The sequence below is a fragment of the Hominimerdicola alba genome, from assembly GCF_900112155.1.
In the GTDB taxonomy this organism is placed as follows: Bacteria; Bacillota; Clostridia; order Oscillospirales; family Ruminococcaceae; genus Hominimerdicola; species Hominimerdicola alba_D.
Map to the genome: position 1 here is coordinate 130,414 of NZ_FOKQ01000005.1, position 19,001 is coordinate 149,414.

The following is a 19,001-nucleotide window of genomic DNA, read 5'->3' on the forward strand; positions in this document are numbered from 1 at the left end:
ACTTAAAAATTCAGAGCGTGGACAATACAAATTGTCCACGCTCGTATTTTTGTGCTATGTTTCTTTTGAAGTTTCCGCCGATCTGATTTCCCGCTCAAACTATCCCGCTAACATACTTTGCATCGCCATACTTCATATTAAAATACAGCCTTACATTAGTGTTGGTCTCAATACTGTCGAAAACCATGGGGTCTATCCTGATATTATCCACATACTGTTTGGTATCGGGAAGTATGATGCTTACTATGCACTGTCCCGAGAACTTTTCTTTGCGTATCACAACACAGTCAAGGCAGTAGGTCCTGCCAAGTTTCAGTGGTGTGCGGAAGACTTCTTTTGTCAGTAAAAGCTCGATTATCATAATACACAGTACTCCGCCGAACAGCGGGAAAGCTTTTTCAATGTCGCAGGCTTGGATGAACTTCGCGAGTAGTACGCACATGAAGGCTGTTATCGCAGTAAATACTACCCAGCTTCCGCTTGCCAGACCACGGCTGAATGGACTCACGGAACGGTATTTCTTCGGTATGGAAAGAAACTCCTCTCTGTCCAGATAATGCTTGCGCACCGCCGTGAATGGGGTCTTCTGATATTCGCTGAGGTTGCCGATATTGGCTGTGCTGCGTTCGGAGATCTCGGCACTGTAATCACTGCCAATGTAGTTCATATCCGCGGCATCACGGGATATCGGCACAAGGTTGAAATTCATTTTCGGTGATTTCACTATCAGCACAGTAGTGCCTGCGTAAAAGGGTTTGTAATACCTTATGACCACTATCTCACGGGTGGCGTGTACGGCTATGGTGTGATCGGCGTACATTATGCCGCCTCTTCCTCTGCGCACAACATTTACTTCAAGCACCTCGCCTGCCGCTGCAAGTGAATCGCGGTGAACTAATTTGTCAAAGTGAAACGCTGTTATCATGGCGAAGATCACCAGCATGAACAGATCGACACTGCCGAATATCATCAGGCTTATGTACCTGTCCTTGTTCCCGCTTATGAACTGATCAGCCGTATATTTGATGCTCCCCAGCACGAAAAAAGCCGTAAAAAGCAGTCCTATACCGCCTTTACCCATAAACAGCCGAAGCTTTGACTTGTATTTTGACGGGATAGACTCGTACTCGTATTCTGTTATAGGGCGCAGCCTGATCTGCCCCTTGTCTGAACGTTTATAATCACTGTACTGAGAGTAAATGCTCTCTTTTTCTTTTTTTCTGAAAATATCCATTGTGTCCTCTCTTTTCGTTTGTTGATAGTTGTTGTCTTTATTTAAAGATATTATATCATATCCCCGCCCCTTTATCAATATCGAGAGTATAGATTCTATAATGCGGGAAGTTTGGTTTTAGGTCAGTTTGATGTATTTGTAACATACTTTACTGAAAAATACAGGATTGTGGAGTGGCTGCATGGGCTTTCAGGTGTATTATGCATTTTATACTTATATCGGATAAAAAATTGTGTTTAATTATTGAAATAAGCGAAAACTTATGGTATAATATTACTAATATATTAATGGGGGGGATCATACCATGAGTTTTCTTACAGCCGAAGCTATATACAAGACCTACGGAGACGGCGAAAATGCCGTAAAAGCAGTGGATAATGTCAGCTTTACAATACCAAAAGGACAGATGGCTGCTATCATAGGTGCATCAGGTTCGGGTAAATCCTCACTGCTTCACATTCTCGGCGGTGTTGACCGTCCTACCTCGGGCAAAGTGATCATCGACGGCACCGATGTATATTCACAGAACAACAAGGAGCTTGCCGTGTTCAGGCGGCGCAGGGTGGGACTGATATATCAGTTCTACAACCTGATACCTGTGCTTACGGCGGCTGAGAACATAACTCTGCCGACCGTTATGGACGGCAAAAAGCCCGACCCTGCAAAGGTCGAGGAAATGCTGGAGCTTATGGACTTAAAAGACAGGAGCGGACATCTGCCGTCACAGCTTTCCGGTGGACAGCAGCAAAGGGTATCCATAGGCAGGGCACTTTTTACTGCGCCTGATGTTATCCTTGCAGACGAACCTACGGGCAATCTTGACAGCAAGAACTCGGCTGAGATAATCAAGCTGCTTCGCGAATCTAATATCAAGCTGGGTCAGACCATGATCATCATAACCCACGATGACAATATCGCCAGACAGTGCGACCGCATAATCACCATGTCCGACGGCAAAATAGTCAACGACGAGCTTACGAAGTCGGGGAGGTGAGGTGTATGTTCGAGAGATCACTGGCGCTGAAATACATAAAGGCACAGAAGCGCCACAGCATCTTCACCATATGCAGCATAACTGTGGCACTTGCGCTGATGACGCTGCTGTTTACGGGCTATGCAACTTTCCGCGGGATAATGCGCGGCTCGGTGTATATGGATAAGCCTTACCATTTCAAACTTATGAAGCTCACCGATGAGGAATACGATGAGCTGGCGGCTAATGACGATCTCAGCTCCTGCGAACGTATAAACGAGGCGGACGGCACAGTATCGGCTGAGGCGATGATAAAAAGCTATCACGAGGATATCGGTATTTTTATATACGAACTTTTCCCTGAAAAACAGCTTTACAGCGATCGTTACGAGGAGTTCGATACATCGCAGATAGATGTTAACTACGATCTGATAAGCGCTGACAGGCTTGATTTTTCATCAAGGTACGAAGCTGTCCGCGACCTTGCGGCATTCTTCGTGTTTGTACTGCTGCTTGCCATCGCACTTAGACTTATGATCGATACCGCCTTTGAGATAAGCTCAAAGGAGAGGGAAAAGCACTTTGGCGTATTGCAGTGCGTAGGTGCTGAGCCTGCGCAGATAGTCCGCATGGTGACTTTTGAAGGTCTGTTCCTAAGCGTTATCGGACTGCCTCTGGGTATGCTGCTGGGTATCGGAGTAAGTGAGGGCACTCTGAAAGTTGTAGAAGCCAGTGGTGTTGCAGAGACGTTTTTCACCGCAGAAAAGGCTGAGAAACTTATGCATCTGCATATCGACCCGCTGATGATGGTACTTGCCGCGGTGACAGGACTTGTCTGGGTATTCCTTTCGGCGTACCAGACAGGTATGAGAGTTATCAAAAAGACCCCTGTACAGGCGATATTCGGGGACAGCGACAAGACTGTAAAGGTGAGAAAGGCAGCTTTCTTCGGTTCGATGTTCGGCTGGAAAGGCAAGCTCGCATCCCGCAACAACAGCCGTCAGCCCAAGCGTTTTGTTATAACTGTAGTATCGCTGACAGTTTCTATTGCACTGTTCGCATCATTCACAATAGTGCTGAAACAGTCACTGAACGCCTTTGAAAAGCTGGTGGATATCGTAGGTCTCAATTATGATATGGGCATAGCGATAAAGAGCGAGCAGGAAAAGCCCAGAAGCTACAAGGAAGGCTATGATGCTGTAATGGACAGCGGTCTGTTTGAGGTGAATGATTTCTGCAAAGAACAGGTCTCTTATGTACAGATGTCAGACGGCACTTTGCAGACCTGCGTGCTGAGATACTATCCCAGAGGTGTGCTTGAAAAGAAATTCCAGGGCGAACTGCCCGTGACTTATGATGAACTCACCGAGCAGGGCGCGTACATTATGATGTCAGTAAACGATGAAGAACCTGCACAGCTTTATGATGAACCTATGCAGATAGAAGTCGGCGTAATGGAGAAGACCGTTATCTCTGATGAAGAGTATTCAGCTATGAGCGCTGAGGAAAAGGAAAATGTCAAGGAGTATATGACCGAAGACTACAATACAGGTGCTAAAAAGCTGGAATACCGTTTCACCACGGAGCTTTATCCGACTACGCTAAATATAGTTGCCGCTGCACCTATGTTCAAGACCGAGGAGGGCAAAAAGAAGACATCCGAGGAAGAATTGTCTGGCAGTGCATACATACTGGCAAGCACTCTGGATTACTACAACAAAAGCGCTTATACGCTTGCTGGCAAAGGAAGTCTTGCAAACCTGGAGGGCGTGGAGTATATCCATGTTGACCTTATAAACGACGATGACTATGAAAAAGCCAAGAGCTTTGTGAAGTCCAATGCATGGCTGATGACTCTTGACGAGGATTATCACGGCGACCTGCTGAAAATGCGTTCGGGTGTGGGTGCGATAAAGATAGGCTCGGCTTTCCTGAGTGTGCTTATCGCCATGATAGCTCTGGTAAATATGGTGAATATCCTTTCAACAGGTCTGCTGAACCGCAAATCGGAGCTTGCTTCGATGCAGTGTATGGGCATGACGAGAGGTCAGCTGTACGGCATGACAGTTGTGGAGTGTTTACAGTATTCGCTGACATCGGGCGTGCTGGCAACAGGGCTGATAGAGGCTCTTATGGGATTGACCCTGCTGGTGCTGAAACGTGTGAAGCTTGACGATGAACTGGGTGATCTTGTGAACTTTGCAGAGCCTGTGCCCAGGGTATGGATAGCGGCTGCTGTGGCATTTGTGGCGGCTGTTATAGCATCGGTTATAACATTGCACAGGATAAACAAGGAAAGCTTGACAGATCAGATGAGGACAGTAGAATAAAGGCTGTAAAAATGGAGGTCAAGAGAAAATGGCGGATAAAAACAAGGCATATCTTTACGGACAGATACTTGGAACACATTCATTTCTGCTGAAAGACGGCTTTCTCAGACCCGATGAGTATTCCGAGATAGGCGAGCATTTTTTTCTGCCGGGTGGTGAGACAGGTACTGCGGCAACTGTGCTGGCATCACTGGGAGTGTCCGCGAAAATGGACGGTACGCAGATAGGCAGCGAAGTTGCGCCGATGCTGAGGGAGTTTTACAAGGATAAGTCCGTTGATCTTTCATCACTTGGAACTTTGCAGGACGATGCAGGTGTGATGGACTACGTGGTGATAGCAGGTCTTGTGCGCTCACCCATGGGCAGATTTCAGCAGCTGTTTTCAAGCGGTAAAAGATGGTGGAGCATACCCCGTGAAGAAGATATCGCAGGCTGCGGCGCTGCCGGTATAGACCCCTTTTTCGGTGAAGAATCCCTGCTGGCGGCAAAGCTTTGCATGGCGAATGATGTGCCCTATGTGACCATAGATACGCCACACAGTTCTTTTTTGCACCGCCATGCGGCTGTGAATGTGGTCTCACGGGAGTGTACTTCAATGCGCTACGAAGGAATGTCTGCGGAGGAAGTAATGGCGCAGATGCAGTCTGAGAGCGAGGGGCTAACCATAATAACCCAGGGCGGAGATGATATGCTTTACGCAAGGCGGGGCGGAAAGATTCACCGCATGAAGCCCTTTGATGTGGAGGTAAAAAGCACTCTGGGTGCAGGGGATACATTTAAGGCAGGCTGTGTTTATGGTCTGCTGAAAGGTATGAGCGATGATGAGCTTGTGCGGTTTGCCAGTGCGTGTTCAGCTGTGGCGATATCGCGATTTCCGCTGCCGCTTTATCCGCCTAGGCTTGAAGAAGTTCAGGCAATGATAGCAATATGATGACCCCAGAACAACAATGGTCTTTTATACGTAAAAACTCCCGAAAAATCGGGCATTCAGAGACTTTTTTACTGTCTGTACAAGTTGGCATTTAGGCACTTTTTAATGCTAAAAGATTTTACGCAATTAACTGTTTATTAGATTTATTATAAAATATATTATACTTAATCATGCTTTAAAAGTAACATTTAAAATCAAGCGAATATTCATATTCTTATAGAGAACTACGGGTTCTACATCACTTGTCATGATTGATGGATAGTAAAAGTATCTGTTGAAGATAGACTTCGTAATGGTAGGTACAAAGGAATCTATGGTTACTAAAAAACGGATAGACGTATTATAAGTTACGCCTATCCGTTTTGCATATATTAGATCAAATCAAAATTATGTCATTTTATAGTAACAGTACCGGAATGCTTGATAGCATTTGCAGTATCCCACTTGCCGTTTACTCTTGCTGCGATAGCGACTCTGTAGGACTTGCCGGGAGTAAGGTTCTTGGGAGAAGTATAGGTAGTGTTTGTGAGAGTCTGTGTCTGCACTCTCCACTTTCCTGCCAGATATACTGCGATACCATATCTGTCAGCACCCTCTACTTTATCCCATGTGAATCTTACCTGGTGGTATTCTTTGCTGTATTCGACCTTGATGTTGGTGGGGTATGTGGGCTCGTATTTGTATACAAATCTAACGTATTCGTTGCTGCCTTCGTTTTCAATGATAGCATATTCACCATCACCGCTGGATGTTTTTGCAAGATCTCCGACCTTTACCCAATCGTCACCGTTGATAAGATGTGCTTCTTCGGGAACATTTTTGAAATTCTCACCAAGAATGATGTATCTAAGTTCATTACAGTCACTGAACATATCTGTAAAATCAATTATATTGCTTGTATCAAAACTTCTCAGATCAAGTGAGTTCAGGTTTGAACAACCGGCGAACATACCATTCATACTATAACCACTTATACCGAGTGAATTTTCCCAAAGATATGTATAAAAATCAGGATAAATTTTACTTGTATCAAAACTACTCAGATCAAGTTCTGTCAAACTTGAACAATCGCGGAACATATCACTGAAATTTGTTACATTTCCTGTATCAAAGTTGCTGAGATCCAGTGCGGTCAGGTTTGAACAACCGGCGAACATACCATTCATTCCATAAACACTTACACCATCTGCACTTACAAAAATGTTTGTATAAACATTGCTTGTATCAAAACTACTCAGATCAAGTTCTGTCAAACTTGAACAATCACGGAACATATCTTCCATAAATCTTACTTTACTTGTATCAAATCTACTTAAATCAAGCGACGTAAGATTGGAACAACCATAGAACATATCGTACATAGCTGTAACTTTGCTCGTATCAAATCCGCTTACATCGAGTGCGGTCAAACTTGAGCAATTCTCGAACATACCACCCATATCTTCAACTTTGCTTGTATCAAAACCGCTTACATCAAGTGAGGTCAGGCTTGAACAACCCTCGAACATACTGCACATATTTTCAACTTTGCTTGTATCAAATCTGCCTACGTCAAGCGAAGTAAGACTGGAACAACCATCGAACATACCGCACATAGATATAACATTACTTGTATCAAATCCGCTTACATCAAGCGAAGCCAAAGACGAGCACTCAGCGAACATAAAATACATAGTTTCAACATTGCTTGTATCAAATCCGCTAATATCAAGCGAAGTTAGAGACGAGCAACAAGCAAACATATTTTCCATACGTACAACATTGATTGTATCAGCCTTTGAAAGATCGATAGAAGTACAATTGATATAATTGTAAAACAGATTCCGACAATCTTCGGGTAAAATTGTACCCTCTGACGCAACGATAGTTTTTACATTCTCCTTGAAAATAAAGTCTCTTATAGCATCACCATTTACCTCGTCCATGAGGGTAAGAGTGCCTGTTAGTACATCAAATGAATAACACCCCTCGGCACAAGTTTCTGCCTGTGCGGTTATGGTGTTCGAAATAACGGGTGCGCCGTAGCTTACTGCGCCTGCTACCATACATAATGACATTACTGCTGCTAAAATTCTTTTTTTCTGCATAATTATGCCTCCTTTAATTTCAACATTGATAACTATATATCAATGCATTTTCATTATACCACTCTGCAATATAAACGTCAATATCATTTGGTAAATCCTTCCATATATTCGTTGCTTATAATAAAAATATAAGTATATAATTATATTGTTTTGACAGCAAGTGAAATTAACAAATAAGCCCTCGTGGATATATTTTGTCGTATTACATATCTTTTTTTGAGCCGTATGTGAAAAATATTCAATCGGTTCAAAGTAGGGAATTGACATAGTTCACACAGTGAAATGTTGACTTTTGCAAAACCATCTGATATAATTGTGTTATCAAAATGGAAAACTTCGGAGGTGCGACGTAAGCGTATAACCCTCGCATCATAAAAGCAAACAGCCGGGCAGATAACACCCGGCTGTAACATCATATTCTGGCTTTGATTTCTCCATTTCTCTTTGCGTCCATGTATATTTCTTTGAAATCAGCTTTGCTGTTAGGACCGAATATGATCGGAATAACAGATACAAGGCCATCGGAAATGATCGCATTTTTAAATGGCAGAAGCGCTGCATCAAGCAAAGTTGGCATCGGTGCATTTCTCAGCATTTCCTCCCAACTGCTGACAATGCCGTTTACAAGAAAAACAGAATTGTCATCGATCGATATAAATACCGATCCCTTTTTCAAATTTCGCTCAATGATAAATCTGCCGGTGATGCACCCTTTCCAGCTTTTAAGTATCTCAATGTGTTCTTCGGGCAGATCCGATCGCTCAAGATAATCATCAATGATCCATGTCCGATCCCATAAAAAGTGGGCAACCTCCGCAGCGTCCTGTGGGTCGATCATTCCTTGCCCGAAATAATCTTCCTCAGGAAGTATATGATATTCTCTGTTCACATAGTCAAGCAGTGGAAAAAACAGTTCATAAAACAGCTTTGCATCTTCATTACTAAGTTTCATTTTCTTCCCTCCATGGTAATAATATCGTTCCCGCAGGCTGTGAAAACAGCTCGGTCAGGTATTTCTCAGCATCAAGACCATTAGCCTGAGCAGTTGAAATGATCGAATACAGCACCGCGCTCGCTTTCGCTCCGTTGGCTGTGTTGCTGAATAGCCAGTTGCGTCTGCCGCGAGATCATTCAGCATAGTTCGCGCACCAAAGCGGTCAGAGTGTCCGCAGATATATCTGCCGGAAGAGATATTTGAAGTCCGTTTTTCTCAAAGCGGATATTCTCGTTTGAGCAAGGAACTGATACAGGAACTATGGTCGGAGAATTCTCGATATACTGCTCCCGGACTTTTCTTAAGCGGTTGTAATACGTGTTAGGCTTGATCCCATTTTCTGCGCACCATTCTCTGACCGTCAGTCCGCTCGCCTGCTGCACTTCGATCTGGGCAGACCATTCCTGAAGGCGTACTTCATGCTTTATTGTTGTGATGCTTGTCGTTTTGACTGCATATATTTACCCCCTGTCTAATCTACTTCAATGAACTTTATGGACCAATTTGGAATGTCCAATTTACTTCATGGTGTTCCTTGGAGTTTATTATACTTTATTAGACATTGGTGAGCTAGGCGCGGAGGGTTTGATTGCTTACGATAATAAAACGGATAACCGTCAGAATAGGACGATTATCCGCTTTGTTTTTTTTATTAAATTGGATCGGTGAAGCCTATCACTTTATAGTAACAACACCCGAATGTTTGATAGCATTCTTGGTATCCCATCTGCCGTTTACTCTTGCTGCGATAGCGACTCTGTAAGACTTACCTGGAGTAAGGTTCTTGGGAGAAGTATAGGTAGTGTTTGTGAGAGTCTGTGTCTGCACTCTCCACTTTCCTGCCAGATATACTGCTATGCCGTACCTGTCAGCACCCTCTACTTTATCCCATGTGAATCTTACCTGGTGGTATTCTTTGCTGTATTCGACCATGATATTTCTGGGATATGTGGGCACATATTCTTCTTCAACCGTTGTGAAACGCTTGTAAGTGTTACTGCCGTTGTTTTCAATAACAGCAAATTCATCACTGCCGCTGATAACAGTCGAAGGCGCATTTTCATTCACCCAGCCTTCGCCATTAGGAAGCTTTGCCTCTTCTTTTATGATTTTGAAATTCTCACCGATTTTAAGGGTTTTCAGATTATTGCAATCACCGAACATAGCACTCATATTTGTTACCTTGCTTGTATCGAAGTTGCTGATATCAAGTGTGGTAAGATTGGTACAACCCTTGAACACTTCTTTCATATCTGTGATATTACCGGTCTCAAAATTGCTCAGGTCAAGTGACATCAGGCTTGAACAACCGGAGAACATATTGTACATGGTCAGATTCTTGCTGGTATTGAAACCGCTCAGATCAAGTGATCTCAGACCCGAACAACCAGCAAACATATTGTTCGACCTTGTTAAATTGTTTGTTTTAAATCCGCTGACATCAAGTTCTGTCAAACCCGAGCAGTCCTCAAACATACCATCCATAAATATTACGTCGCTTACATCAAATCCACTTACGTCGAGTGTAGTAAGATTTGAACAACCCTTGAACATATTTCCGGTTTTAATAGCTCCTTTAGTATCAATGCGACTAACATCGAGCGAAGTTAAACCTGAACAGCCGTAAAACATATTATCCATATTCGTGACATTGCTTGTATTAAAGTTGCTTACATCAAGTCTGTATAAAGAAATACAGTAATTGAACATTCCCTCCATATTTATAACATTACTTGTATCAAATCCGCTCAGATCAAGCGAGATCAAATTAGAACAACAAGTAAACATAGAACTTATATTAGTAACACTGCTTGTGTCAAATCCGCTTAGGTCCAATTTTGTAAAACCGGTACAACCGCTGAACATATTGCTCATATTTGTTACATTGCTTGTATCAAACCCACTCAGATCAATTGCGGTCAAACTAGGACAACCAGCAAACATACTGCTCATATTTGTGACTTTTCTTGTATCAAAATTGCTTAGATCAAGTGTAGTCAGATTGGAACAACCATTGAACATAGAGCACATGTTTATAACCTTACTTGTATCAAATCTGCTTACATCAAGTTCAGTCAATCCGGGGCATTCCCAAAACATATAACTCATATTTGTAACATTGTTTGTATTAAATCTACTCAGATCAATTGTGGTCAAACCGGAACAGCCATAGAACATATATTGCATCTCTGTAACCTTGCTTGTATCAAATCTACTAACATTAAGAGCAGAAAGACCGGAACAGCCCATGAACATATTGCTCATATTTGTAACCTTACTTGTATCGAATCCGCTTAAATCAATTGCTCTCAGTTTGTAACATTCTTGAAACATGCAACTCATATTTGTGACCTTGCTTGTATCAAATCCGCTTATATCAATCGTTGTCAAACTACGACACAGAAAGAAAAAATTGCTCATATCCGTAACATTGCTTGTATCAAAACTGCTTAAATCAAGTACAGGTAAAACCTTACAATAGTAGAACATTCCATGCATATTTGTGACATTGCTTGTATTGAATCCGCTAATATTCAGTTCTTTCATTTCACAACAAGCGTTGAACATATCACTCATATTTGTTACTTTGCTTGTGTCCGCTTTTGAAAGATCCATATAAGTACAGTATCTGAAATTAAGAAACAGCTTACTGCAGTTTTCAGGAAAAACAGTTCCTTCTTCGGCTACAACGGATTTTACATTCTTATTATTAGCATATGCCTTTACAGCACTAGCGTCAACTTGACCACTGAGTGTAAGTCTGCCTGTATCATAATTTAATGAGCAGCAGCTTGCATCAGCTGCCTCAGCGGTTATACTTTGTGTGATGATAGGCGCACCATAGCTGACAACACCTGCTGTCATACAAAGCGACATCAATACTGCTAAAACTTTTTTCATCTGCATTTTAATGACCTCCTAAATTCTCGTGTTAAATATGGCAATATATATCAATATTTCCCAAGATATGATAGCACACATCAATATCAATGTCAATAATTTCGATACATTTTCTTAATCATTCGTTGCATATTCATATTAGAAGATCATATTAATGTATATTTTGGTCAAAGGATCATTCCGATATCATCGGTCAGATTTTTCATGCCTGATCCACATCTAAAATGCATACCTATTTTTATTTATTACTGTTCTAATCTACACTATAATTTGTTATTCCTGTGATTTCTTTCATTCCATCAGCTGCCTGAGCACCCGCTCCCTGTCATTCACGAACATCTTAGTTATGATATAGCTCTCGGTGTCCTCATATCTGCACGGACGCAGTTCATCGTCAAAATTCAGTATCTCCGCATCGGGGAAACCCAGCAGTATCGGCGAGTGGGTCGCTATGATAAACTGGGAGCCTTCTTTCACACAGCGAGCTATCTCCAGCAGAAGCGTCAGCTGTCTCTGGGGAGATAGGGCGGCTTCTGGCTCGTCCAGGATGTACAGCCCATTCGGTTTGAAGTTCGTCTGCGCCAGCTGCAAAAAGCTCTCGCCGTGAGAATGTTCGTGGAAATGCTGAGGATATTTGCTCAGCCTGCCATACTCCTCCTCAGCAGTAGCAACATTGTAGAAGCTCTCCGCCCGCAGAAAATATCCCCAGTTCGCTTTCTTATATCCCTTTGACAGCGTCAGCGCATCGCAAAGTTCGGAGTGCGAATCAAAAGTCGAAAAGTTGTAATTCTTGGTCCCGCCCTCGGGATTGAACCCGTAACCCACAGCGATAGCTTCCAGCAAAGTTGACTTACCGCTGCCGTTTTCACCCACGAAAAAAGTCACGGCATTGTGGAATTCGAGTTCGGTAAGCGCAGCAATAGACGGTATCTTACGCAGGTAGCTGTTTTCATGGATCGCACCCCAGTCGATGCTGAGGGAGCGTATGTAAAGGTCGAAGTTGTCGAGCATGGTATCAGCTCCTTTATAATATCTCAATTGATCTTATCTCATCTTGTTTGTAATAATACCCATTTGTCAATCCTATGCAAGCCATGTCATATCCGCTGTCCCATTTCGATTCGTACAGGTCGGCTTCGGCAATTATCTCATTATAATTGACATCTACCATTTTGATCTCTTTAAACATTGTTGAATGCAATATAAATGAATCAAAAGCACAGTCCCCATCGATGAAATAAGTATAGTTTTCGACCAGATCAAACCAAAAGACAGGACACAGCTGCATAAAACCATCATCATATATGATCCGAACAGCAGGTAACCGCCCGACTTTTTCATCACATTTCACCGCATCATAGATCTGCCCTTTTACCAATCCGTCTATCGTTTCATCAAAGGTGAAACGCAATTTTATCTTCTCATGTGCAGACACAGTAACACCGCCCTTCATCTCAGATCAAACGCACACTCGTCATCCGTCCCCGTAAGTTCAGCCCAGCGGGCGGAGAGGAGTTTGGCATAATAGTTCTCCATCAGGCCATAGCTTCCCAGCGAATAGCCGTCATTCACTTCGATAAGAAAAGTCTTTCCGTCCGCTGTCACACCGAAGTCTATCGCATATCCCGCAGGGGCATCGGTGAATTCTTTTATGGCATTTTCTATCACTGCGGGTTCGTAATGCAGACGCCAGTCACCCTTGTATTTGCGCACATCCAGGATATTTCCGTACCTGACGAACACGCGCCATTCCGCGCGGATATCAAGTATCTCACTGCAGGTCACTGGGACATCTGTGCCACATGTGCCGCACCCGATAAGGTCTTTCGGACTTCTGACCACCACTCCCGTGAACTTTTTGTCCTCAACAGGCTTCACGAAAACAGGCCAAAGTTCGGGGTGAGTGTTGATGGTGTTTATCGTCGAAGTCCATATCTTCCGACCAAGATATTTCTGTAGCGACTCGGGGTAATCTATCTCGGGAGTTATTATTCCGAAATCGTACAAACGATCGCGGACATTGTTTACATACCCCACGATGATATCTTCTTTATTGCTGTTTTTAATTTCTGACTGTTTTGAAAACGGTATGACCTCAAAGCCCATCTGAAAAAAGCCTTCGCAGGCACTGTAGAAATTATGGTTGTGAGGGATACCGTTGGGTTTTGATTGAATGTATACTTTCATGGTTTTTACTCCTTTTGTTTATACGGAAACATTTTACGTTCCTGATCGGTCATGTTTTCGTAAAGATAGTCCATCATCTCGGCTAATTCCTTTTTATCGGGATTTTTACCTTTATCAAAATAGACGTGATCGCTTAAATACCATTCACTATTACAAGGCGGATCCATTTCTTTGGTAGACAAAGTTATCCTGAAAATATCATTACCACACCACCTGTCATCGCATATCCAAGCGAGATGACCATACGGTTCTAAGGGTAATCCATGCCTCAAAAGCTCCATAACTTTATCAGTTATATTTTTCGGGATCTCAATGGATCTACTGATTCTTTGAGCAAACAGGTAATCATAATCTATTTCACACCATTCGATCATAGCAGTCAGACCGTTGTTATTCTTTACAATAAATATCCTCTGATTATCGTCTCTCGGTTTATAATCGATATCTATAACTGCTTCTTCGGAATAATTGAAATAAGTTTTTTCGACACAAACAGCAAAATCCACAGCTTTTATAAATGAATCTATGATCTCATCATACTTGTTATAATCTATACCGATCAATAATTTATATCCCTGCGTATTGATGAGGCTATCAATAAGATCATAATATAATTTCTTTGAATCTTGTACGCTATTCAAAACTAAATGCTGTTTCATAAAACTCATTGGAAGAGCAAAGCAGCTGTTTGAATCTTCTTTGACTTGTTCGGAATAATCGCTTATCAAAGAATAGATGCTGCTATATTTATCATATTTTGGAAAATGTTTCTGCATTAATTTGAATGCAGTATAGTCATCAATATATTCGATACGTTCAAGAACTTCGTTGCATCTGAATTCATAGTCAAGTATGTGCTTTGAAAACTCGTTCATATTCTCACCCCATTTCTTATACTTTTTATTTTAGATATTGTATCACATATTTCTCCGTTTGTGGTAACTATTTTCGGACTTTTCCCTTTTTGAAAGAAAAAAATCACACAAAAATATCTTATGACAATTGTGCATTCAGCTATTATCACATCTTGTCGAGAAGTACAAATATGTAATTTTGCGAATGAACGGATGCAGAGGTAAAAAACTTTTTTGTTCGCTTGATTATCAAAATTGATAAAATCAACGAAACCCAAAAGTCCGAAATGCGCTTTTTTAGATTCTCAAACAAATGTTCTTTCACCCTATTGACAAACTTATGTTCGATGTGATATAATTCAGTTATCGAACAACAGTTCGGTGAATCTATGCATCATGATGCAAATATTTTAAACAAGAATATTACGCCGAGTTCACGCCTGATCGACAGAAGCGTTTTGGTGTATCATATTGTTCCGAAAGCAGCTGTTTATAGGTATAATCTACTGGCAGTATTTGCTATTTGCAAAGCAAGTATAGAAAGAGGTGCATACTTTACCACTTTCTTCCAGATCGCATTCCTCCCACTGCGATCCGGACGTTAAGGGGGACCCGTGACCCTTAACAATACTCTAACGCATACACAAATATATGAAACTCGCGTAATATTCAGCAGATGTTACTTAATGCCATGATAATGAGTAATACCTAAAGAAAAAAATGATATGATCGTACTTCGGTCAAGGGGTGATTTCTATGTTTTAGTACCTGCTGTTCGGGCAGATTTTCCGAACACCGTATCGACAAGAACCTTGAAGATATGAAGCCGACCTATAAAGCCTATGAAAAGCTCGAAAAAGAGATCAATGCAGAGCTTGAAGAGATCAAACAAAAAGAAAAGAACAAGATCTACGAGCACGTAATGTCGCTTTTCGGTTACTCACTTTCTTCCGAAGATTTCATCAAAAAGTTCGACAGGATAATGAACGACAACCGCAACCGAGGTTTTATCGAGCAGCTGAAACACGATCAGGCTGAACGGGAAAAACTCAAAAACGAGCAGGTCAAGCAGAACATCGACGCCAAAAATACTCCCGGTAGTTCGCCTTGTCCGGGTGAAAATGTTACTGCTGACCCGAAATCATGATCCGAAGTTTTGCCAGCTTCGGCAGATAAAAATCCTTATATTTTGCAATAAAACATCATCTCCGTGCATACCTGCCGTAATGCCTTGACGGCAGGAGCTGATTCAGCGGAATTGCCACCCGCCGAAACAGCACTTCACCTCCTTTCAAACCGAAAGGAGAAAAAGATTTGAATACAAACTGCGAGAACAAAAGGATCGAAAATACATCGAATAAAACTGACACCCTTTCCAATAATACTAGAAAAGGAGTCGGTGATATGAGAGAAAAGAAAGACAAAAAAGCTGAGCTTGCACTGAAAAAGCAGACTCTCGAAGCATGGGCTAACCTGCTGTACAAGGAGGGTATGATCGACATTGAGCGGTGCAGCCGCATGGTGGAAGCGATCGGCAAGCTAAAAGCATAAAAGAAAATGACCGCTGTTATCCGGCGGTCATTTTACTATGATGATTCTGTTTTTGATGTGCGGTACTGAGATCATTTTACCATGCAGTTCATTACAACGTTTATCATCATTTCCTTTTCCGTGGGCTTGGATTCCGCTATCATTATGGTGAGGGCTGCAAGCGTCTGATCGGATATAGCCTTTTCCGTTTTTTCATCGTCCAGAAATAATGCATGGTTCTTGTCGAGAAAATACAAAAACATTGCTGCGGCTATGCGCTTGTTTCCGTCGGAAAAGGAATGATTCTTGGTGACAAAGTACAGCAGGTTCGCCGCTTTTTCTTCAAGGGTGGGATATATCTCCACTCCCGCAAATTCCTGATAGATATTGGCAATACTTCCCTTGAATGAATCATCCTTTTCGTTGCCGAATAACTCGCTGTCTGATGCAAACTTCATCTCGTTTATGACCTTTCTGCACTCATCATAACCGAGAACATACACCGCTTTGTTGCCCGAGGGCTTCTTCAATGTCTGGTGATCGTAATCATCAAGCAGATCAAGAGCCCTGTTGAACTTCTCGATAACAGACAGCACCTGCTTTGCATCCAGCTGATTTTCTGCACGTTTCATAATGCGTATGACCTCACCTATCTGTTCTATACGCTTAGTATTTACAGCATAGCCACGCATTATGTAGTCTTTCAGCACCTTGTTCGCCCATTTGCGGAATTCAACGCCCCGCTTGGATTTTACACGGTAGCCCACGGAGATTATCACGTCGAGATTATAATATTCGATATCTCTCGAAACCTCACGTTCACCCTCGGTTTGAACTGTTGCAAATTTTGCAACAGTTGCATCTCGTTCAAGCTCACCTTCGTTAAAAACATTTTTAATGTGCCTTGATATCGTTGATTTATCACGTCCGAAAAGTTCGGTAAGCTGTTCGAGGGACAGCCACACCGTTTCTCCGTCCATATTCACACTAAGTGTAACACAATGATCCGGGGTCTCGAACAAGATCAGTTCATTTTCTTTCATATTCTCCACCGTCCTTGTTAATGTGTATTATATCACAAAGGACGATATAATACAAGTCTTGACTTTTTTGCAAGTCTGTGCTAAAATAATATTGGTACGGATAAATCATTTATTTTTAAATTTACCGAGGTGATACAATGGATATTTATTCCGCTGCAAACAAAATGAAGATGGAGCGCAAGACCATCTTTGACCTGGATATAAAAGTAACTTTCTATGCGCGAGTTTCAACTACCCGCGATGAACAGGAAAACTCTATCGAAAACCAGATAAACTTCTTCACCGACATGATAAAGAACAACCCTCACTGGACTTATGTTGATGGCTATGTTGACCGTGTGCGGGGCGAATCCGCTGAAAACCGCGCGAACTTTATGCGCATGATAGAGGACGGCAAGGCAGGGGTATTTGACCTTGTGCTGACTAAAGAAGTCAGCCGTTTTGCCAGAAATACCGTGGACAGCCTGACCTATACCCGCGAACTTCTGCGAGCAGGCGTGGGTGTATTTTTCCAGAATGACAACATCTGCACTATCGACACTGACTCTGAACTGCGCCTTACGATAATGTCAAGTATAGCGGCAGACGAAGTCCGCAAGCTGAGCGAGAGAGTTCGCTGGGGACACAAGAGGTCTATCGAGAGCGGAAATGTTCTGGGCAACAACAGGATATTCGGTTATGACAAGGATGACTGCAAGCTGGTCATAAACGAAAAAGAAGCTGAAATGGTCAGGCTGATATTCGAGCTTTACTCCACAGGAAAGTACAGCTCGCGAAAGATACAGAAACTGCTTTATGATAAAGGCTACCGCGGACGAAACGGCACAGAGATACACCACAACACGATAACGGGCATAATATCCAACCCGAAATACAAGGGCTGGTACTGCGGCAACAAGGTAAAAGTCACTGATTACCGCACAAGGGAACAGCGATTTCTGCCTGAGGATGAATGGGTGATGTACAAGGACGAAACAGGTGAAGTCGTGCCCGCTATCGTCAGCGAAGAGATATGGGAAAAGTGCAACGTTATTCTTCGCGAGAGAAGTCAGGCGATAAAAAGCCGAACTCGTTCTTTCAAGGATAAAAGCGTGTTCACGGGATTGATATGGTGCAGGGCTCACAATGTCCCCTACTGGCGGACAAGTTATTCAAACTCGGTAGAAAAGGGCGAACCTGTATATCAGTGGATATGCTCTGAGAAAAAGCGCTCGGGTGCGAAGTCATGTTCATCATTCTCAATCATGGAAAAAGACCTTTACCTGATGCTCTCCGATCATTTCAAGATGGTGGCTGAGCATATCGAAGAATATGTGGCAGACTTCCTGAAGATCTACAAAGAGACCAATGCCGAGAAGAACGCCGTGAAGCAGATAAACGAGCTGAAAGTTCAGCTTGAAAAGGAAAAAGCCAAGCGTGAAAAACTCCTTGACCTTTACACCGAGGACGCTATCAGCCGCGATGAATTCAAAAAGCGCAATGACAATGCCAACGTGCTGATATCTCAGCTGGAAGAAGACATCACCGAGCTTGAAAAATCAGCCGCTGAGAAAGTTGACTATGTTTCGGAGCTAAAAAAAATTGAAGAATATTTTAATACTATGTACTGTCCAGAAGGAGATATGACAAAGGAACAAGTTGACGAACTTGCCCGCACGATCATCGACAGGATAGACGTAGTTCCCACAAACAAAAACAGCATGAAACTCGAAATAAAGCTGAAAACAGGGCTTTCCGAGGACATCACCTATGTCCGCACTGGGGAAAGGTATGCACGTCGTTCAGGACCCATCAGCAAGATGATCTGACCGTGCGCGGCAATAGTTTTACGGACATAGTTTGAGGGGGTGTTGCAATCGCAGCACCCTCTAACCATATCCGAACATCAGAGTAAAAAAACATATTAACTGGTGAAATAAGCTGTTTCAGAGCGCACA

Annotated in this window: 16 protein-coding genes and 1 pseudogene; 6 read left to right on the forward strand and 11 right to left on the reverse strand. The window is 42.5% G+C overall.

The window, feature by feature from the left end:
* Nucleotides 1–94 precede the first annotated feature (94 nt).
* On the reverse strand, nt 95–1,234 hold the full coding sequence (locus BM265_RS04690) for a hypothetical protein (protein WP_074960415.1): 1,140 nt from the start codon (nt 1,232–1,234) through the stop codon (nt 95–97).
* A gap of 304 nt (nt 1,235–1,538) precedes the next feature.
* Here BM265_RS04690 and BM265_RS04695 point away from each other — a divergent pair, with 304 nt between their 5' ends.
* Genes BM265_RS04695 through BM265_RS04705 form a run of 3 tightly spaced genes read left to right on the forward strand, consistent with a single transcriptional unit; the run spans nt 1,539 to nt 5,468 of the window.
* Nucleotides 1,539–2,228: an ABC transporter ATP-binding protein gene (locus BM265_RS04695; protein WP_074960416.1), complete on the forward strand. Its 690-nt coding sequence runs from the start codon at nt 1,539–1,541 to the stop codon at nt 2,226–2,228.
* 5 nt (nt 2,229–2,233) lie between these two features.
* Nucleotides 2,234–4,537 carry an ABC transporter permease gene (locus BM265_RS04700; RefSeq protein ID WP_074960417.1) on the forward strand — a complete coding sequence of 768 codons (2,304 nt, stop codon included), beginning with the start codon at nt 2,234–2,236 and terminating at the stop codon, nt 4,535–4,537.
* A gap of 28 nt (nt 4,538–4,565) precedes the next feature.
* Entirely contained in the window at nt 4,566–5,468 is a 903-nt protein-coding gene (locus BM265_RS04705) for a carbohydrate kinase family protein (protein WP_074960418.1), read from the forward strand.
* Between the two features lie 392 nt (nt 5,469–5,860).
* Here BM265_RS04705 and BM265_RS04710 read toward each other — a convergent pair whose 3' ends face one another.
* From BM265_RS04710 to BM265_RS04750, 9 genes and pseudogenes are all read right to left on the reverse strand, one after another.
* The gene (locus tag BM265_RS04710) at nt 5,861–7,555 is read right to left on the reverse strand and encodes a BspA family leucine-rich repeat surface protein (RefSeq protein ID WP_074960419.1); all 1,695 of its coding nucleotides are present in this window, start codon (nt 7,553–7,555) and stop codon (nt 5,861–5,863) included.
* Nucleotides 7,556–7,967: 412 nt separating this feature from the next.
* Nucleotides 7,968–8,507: a hypothetical protein gene (locus BM265_RS04715; protein WP_074960420.1), complete on the reverse strand. Its 540-nt coding sequence runs from the start codon at nt 8,505–8,507 to the stop codon at nt 7,968–7,970.
* Nucleotides 8,497–8,676: pseudogene (locus BM265_RS04720) on the reverse strand (IS66 family transposase); the annotation flags it as partial. The pseudogene BM265_RS04720 and the gene BM265_RS04715, both read right to left, overlap by 11 nt.
* A gap of 10 nt (nt 8,677–8,686) precedes the next feature.
* On the reverse strand, nt 8,687–8,932 hold the full coding sequence (gene tnpA, locus BM265_RS21065; RefSeq protein ID WP_431767984.1) for an IS66 family insertion sequence element accessory protein TnpA: 246 nt from the start codon (nt 8,930–8,932) through the stop codon (nt 8,687–8,689).
* A gap of 292 nt (nt 8,933–9,224) precedes the next feature.
* Entirely contained in the window at nt 9,225–11,456 is a 2,232-nt protein-coding gene (locus BM265_RS04730; protein WP_081358361.1) for a BspA family leucine-rich repeat surface protein, read from the reverse strand.
* Nucleotides 11,457–11,741: 285 nt separating this feature from the next.
* Nucleotides 11,742–12,461, reverse strand: a complete 720-nt coding sequence (locus BM265_RS04735) for an AAA family ATPase (RefSeq protein WP_074960422.1) — start codon at nt 12,459–12,461, stop codon at nt 11,742–11,744.
* Between the two features lie 13 nt (nt 12,462–12,474).
* Nucleotides 12,475–12,885, reverse strand: a complete 411-nt coding sequence (locus BM265_RS04740) for a hypothetical protein (RefSeq protein ID WP_143098671.1) — start codon at nt 12,883–12,885, stop codon at nt 12,475–12,477.
* Between the two features lie 14 nt (nt 12,886–12,899).
* A complete protein-coding gene (locus BM265_RS04745) occupies nt 12,900–13,637 on the reverse strand; it encodes an ATP-grasp domain-containing protein (RefSeq protein ID WP_074960424.1) in 738 nt (245 codons plus the stop codon).
* Nucleotides 13,638–13,642: 5 nt separating this feature from the next.
* The gene (locus BM265_RS04750; RefSeq protein ID WP_074960425.1) at nt 13,643–14,512 is read right to left on the reverse strand and encodes a hypothetical protein; all 870 of its coding nucleotides are present in this window, start codon (nt 14,510–14,512) and stop codon (nt 13,643–13,645) included.
* A 799-nt stretch (nt 14,513–15,311) separates the two neighbouring features.
* Here BM265_RS04750 and BM265_RS04755 point away from each other — a divergent pair.
* Nucleotides 15,312–15,638, forward strand: coding sequence for a hypothetical protein (locus BM265_RS04755; protein ID WP_074960426.1), 327 nt, complete (start codon nt 15,312–15,314; stop codon nt 15,636–15,638).
* A gap of 257 nt (nt 15,639–15,895) precedes the next feature.
* Complete coding sequence (locus tag BM265_RS19955; protein ID WP_170844250.1) at nt 15,896–16,042, forward strand: hypothetical protein; 147 nt, start codon at nt 15,896–15,898, stop codon at nt 16,040–16,042.
* 71 nt (nt 16,043–16,113) lie between these two features.
* On the opposite strand, the gene rhuM is transcribed toward BM265_RS19955, so the two are convergent.
* Nucleotides 16,114–17,064, reverse strand: a complete 951-nt coding sequence (rhuM, locus tag BM265_RS04765) for a virulence protein RhuM/Fic/DOC family protein (RefSeq protein WP_242940775.1) — start codon at nt 17,062–17,064, stop codon at nt 16,114–16,116.
* Between the two features lie 137 nt (nt 17,065–17,201).
* On the opposite strand from rhuM, the gene BM265_RS04770 reads away from it, so the two are divergent.
* Nucleotides 17,202–18,872 carry a recombinase family protein gene (locus BM265_RS04770; RefSeq protein ID WP_074960428.1) on the forward strand — a complete coding sequence of 557 codons (1,671 nt, stop codon included), beginning with the start codon at nt 17,202–17,204 and terminating at the stop codon, nt 18,870–18,872.
* The last annotated feature ends 129 nt before the right edge of the window (nt 18,873–19,001 follow it).

What these genes read in the sequence shown, in the direction of transcription:
- BM265_RS04690 (WP_074960415.1), bottom strand. Translation starts at nt 1,234, where the DNA reads ATGGATATTTTCAGAAAAAAAGAAAAAGAGAGCATTTACTCTCAGTAC.
- BM265_RS04695 (WP_074960416.1), top strand. Translation starts at nt 1,539, where the DNA reads ATGAGTTTTCTTACAGCCGAAGCTATATACAAGACCTACGGAGACGGC.
- BM265_RS04700 (WP_074960417.1), top strand. Translation starts at nt 2,234, where the DNA reads ATGTTCGAGAGATCACTGGCGCTGAAATACATAAAGGCACAGAAGCGC.
- BM265_RS04705 (WP_074960418.1), top strand. Translation starts at nt 4,566, where the DNA reads ATGGCGGATAAAAACAAGGCATATCTTTACGGACAGATACTTGGAACA.
- BM265_RS04710 (WP_074960419.1), bottom strand. Translation starts at nt 7,555, where the DNA reads ATGCAGAAAAAAAGAATTTTAGCAGCAGTAATGTCATTATGTATGGTA.
- BM265_RS04715 (WP_074960420.1), bottom strand. Translation starts at nt 8,507, where the DNA reads ATGAAACTTAGTAATGAAGATGCAAAGCTGTTTTATGAACTGTTTTTT.
- BM265_RS04730 (WP_081358361.1), bottom strand. Translation starts at nt 11,456, where the DNA reads ATGCAGATGAAAAAAGTTTTAGCAGTATTGATGTCGCTTTGTATGACA.
- BM265_RS04735 (WP_074960422.1), bottom strand. Translation starts at nt 12,461, where the DNA reads ATGCTCGACAACTTCGACCTTTACATACGCTCCCTCAGCATCGACTGG.
- BM265_RS04745 (WP_074960424.1), bottom strand. Translation starts at nt 13,637, where the DNA reads ATGAAAGTATACATTCAATCAAAACCCAACGGTATCCCTCACAACCAT.
- BM265_RS04750 (WP_074960425.1), bottom strand. Translation starts at nt 14,512, where the DNA reads ATGAACGAGTTTTCAAAGCACATACTTGACTATGAATTCAGATGCAAC.
- BM265_RS04755 (WP_074960426.1), top strand. Translation starts at nt 15,312, where the DNA reads ATGAAGCCGACCTATAAAGCCTATGAAAAGCTCGAAAAAGAGATCAAT.
- BM265_RS19955 (WP_170844250.1), top strand. Translation starts at nt 15,896, where the DNA reads ATGAGAGAAAAGAAAGACAAAAAAGCTGAGCTTGCACTGAAAAAGCAG.
- rhuM (WP_242940775.1), bottom strand. Translation starts at nt 17,064, where the DNA reads ATGAAAGAAAATGAACTGATCTTGTTCGAGACCCCGGATCATTGTGTT.
- BM265_RS04770 (WP_074960428.1), top strand. Translation starts at nt 17,202, where the DNA reads ATGGATATTTATTCCGCTGCAAACAAAATGAAGATGGAGCGCAAGACC.